Below are 3,021 nucleotides of genomic sequence, written 5' to 3'. Positions count from 1 at the left end.
GCAAACTGCTCACTGCAACCCTCTCTCTGCTCCTCGGCCTGGCCGCCGTGGTGGCGGTGATGGCCGGGATGAGCGCTTCTCATCCAGCCCTGGCCCATCCGGTAACGGCGGATGGGGCCATAACGGACTGGATGACCGATGTCCCTCTCCCGCCGGTCAATAACGGCCACGTAATGCGCAATAGTGCTTACGAGGGAGAGTTTATCTGGAACGATGCCCAGGGCGACGAGCGCACCGATTTTGCCAACCCCGATACCCGGGTGGATGTTGTAGAGATGCGGGTTACGGGGGACACCTCTAACCTGTATTTCCTCATCCGTATGCGGGATATTGACCAGTCCACCGGCAACGGCGCGCCGATGGTCCAGATCGCGGTGGATGTGGACCAAGTATCTGGCAGTGGTCAGGTCTGGTTCGGCGGGTTTGCCGACACCCAGGTCAATCCCAGCGCCGCCTGGGAGCGCCTGATCACCACCCGCTTCGGCAGTGGCAACTCCAACCTGCGCGTGTGGGATACGAGTTGGAACGCTTCTTACGTCGGCACAGCGGTCATCTCCGACGCAGCCGAGACCATAGAGGGGGCGATCCCCTGGTCCGCTCTGGGCTTCAGCGCGCCGCCTACCCTGCCGTTGCGATTCACCGTCGCCACCTTTCGGGCTGCCACCAATGATGACACCCGGGACATCTCCGAGGCCAGCAATGCTCTGGATGCCATCACGACCCAATCCGGCAACACCTGGAACGAAGTCCAGGACGGAGTGGTAGACTACTACTTTGATGTTTACTTTGAGCCCGACGGCGATCCCACCAGCCCGTTGCAGGTCAACGAGGCTTTTGTGAACGCCCAAGGTTCCACCGAGGACCCTAACGAATATATTGAACTCTACAACCCGGCCCAGTACCTGGCCTATTTGGACGGGTTGATCCTCACCGATGAGGGCCATCAGAGTACCATCAACGAAGCCGCCTATCAGTTCCCGGGCACCCCGTTGACCGGCACGGCCTACCCGGTCTCGCCAGGCCAATACGTGGTGATTGCCGTGGATGCAAAGGAGTTTGACGAGGATACAACCTATTACTTCCCGGACCACCACTGGGCCGACTGGGAGATGTACCAGGGGTTGGGGGACTACGATAATCCGGCCGTTCCCAATCTGGTCCGCCTTCCAACGTTCCTCAATTCTGAAATTGTCCTGGCCAACAATGGCGATCAGGTTATGCTGGCCGATGGAAGCCTGACCTCCACTCCCGTTTTGAGTTACACGGTTATAGACGGGATCAGTTGGGGCTCTCCCGGTGAACCCACCTGGGCGGACACCGTGATCTCAGAGACGCTTCCCAAGTCAGGCACTATTCCCGACGGGTATGGGGTGGAACGGAAGGCCCCGGGTCTGGATACCAACAACAGCAACAACGACCTGGCGATCGGAGTGGGTACCCCGGGTTTTGCTCGTGGTTTGATCAACCACTCCATTTACCAGAAGGGGCCTGCTGAAGTTGGCCTTGGCAGCCAGTTCAACTACTTCCTTTACTGGCAGATAGCGGGGCAGAATGCTCCGTCGGCCGTTATTACGGACGTTCTGCCGGACAGCGTGCAGTTCGTTACCTTCACCTCTTCCTATGCCGGGGTTACGGTGGATGCCTCGGGCGCTCCAACGCTGACCTTCTCTCTGGGCAATGTCCCGGTCAGCGCTACTGGCAAAATCACCCTCACCGTCCAAGTCACCACGACCATTCCGCCGGGGACCATTCTCACCAACACAGCCATGATAGACTCCGCATCCACCGTGACCGAGGGGATCACAACGGATGACCTTTCCGTTCTCCCTATTATCGTTCGGGGAGCCGACCTGGCGGTGGATAAGTTCGGGCCGCTGGTGGCAATGCCCGGCGAGCGCATCACGTACACCATCGTGGTGACCAACCTCGGGCTGGCGGATACGGCGGATCTCATCGTCACGGACATCCTGCCGGATTACACGACTTACGTCACCGATACCACGGAGGTAGACCCGTGGAATCCCGGACCTGGCATCTACGTGTGGAATTTGCCGGGTATTGGAGGCCGCAGTGCTTATTCCTTCTACCTGGTCTGTGACGTCAGCAACCTGGCTCCTTTCGGTGCTCCTCTGACCAACACCGTCAGTGTGACTACGACCACACCGGAGGAGGACCCGACCAACAACCAGGCCCAGTTTGTCACCACCGTTGGTGGGCCAGACCTGGTGTTGGGTCAGACGGCTCCCGAAACGGCCAAGCCGGGGACTCTCATCTCCTTTACGCTGGAGGTTGCCAATATCGGCCCGCTCCAGGCGACCAACGTCTGGTTGACCGACACACTACCGGTCAAGACTGAGTACTACACCGATACTCGGGGCGGTCCGGACGGTCAGAGCGGGCAAAACTATGGCTGGAATCTGGGCATTCTGTTCCCTGGAGACCGGGTTGCCTTCACAGTAGCGGTCACGGTCTCAATGGACGCCTATGCAGGCGACCGGCTGACCAACACGGCGCAGGTGGTCGCGACGGAGGGCGATCAGAACCCGACCGACAACATCACCTGGACGGTTACCCTGGTTTCGGGGGCCAATCCCTATGTGCAGAAATCCGCTTCCTCGGCCATCCTTTTCGGCGGTGAAACGGTGGTTTACGCCATCACCTATGGCAACCGGGGTACCGCTCCGGCTGACAATGCCATTTTGACGGATACCCTGCCCACCGGTTTCACGTACGTGGAAGACGATAGCGGATTGCCGCGCGGGGAAATCGGGAACATTATCTGGTGGACAATCGGCTCGCTGGCAGGAGGAGCAGAGGCAACCTTCCGCTTAACGGCCACCGTGGCGACCAATACGCCCATCACCAAAGGCACCCCGGTCACCAATCTGGTCACTATCGGGGCCGAGGGAATGGGCAACAACCCGGTAGATGACATGGCTTCCGTGACCGGCACAGTTTACCAGTTGGTGCCCATCGCTGTTGCTCGTGCCGGAGTCGTTAGCGAGACCTTCGCCGTAGAAG

1 protein-coding gene is annotated in these 3,021 nt (G+C 59.5%); it reads left to right on the top strand.

All coding sequences use genetic code 11. The features are described 5' to 3' along the window. The coding region (locus ABJK56_RS16255) for a hypothetical protein (RefSeq protein ID WP_347245724.1) at positions 1-3,021 on the top strand (3,021 nt) is incomplete at both ends.

This window comes from Thermogutta sp. (assembly GCF_039793925.1).
In the GTDB taxonomy this organism is placed as follows: Bacteria; Planctomycetota; Planctomycetia; order Pirellulales; family Thermoguttaceae; genus Thermogutta.
This window is presented reverse-complemented; position numbering and strand designations above follow the sequence as displayed.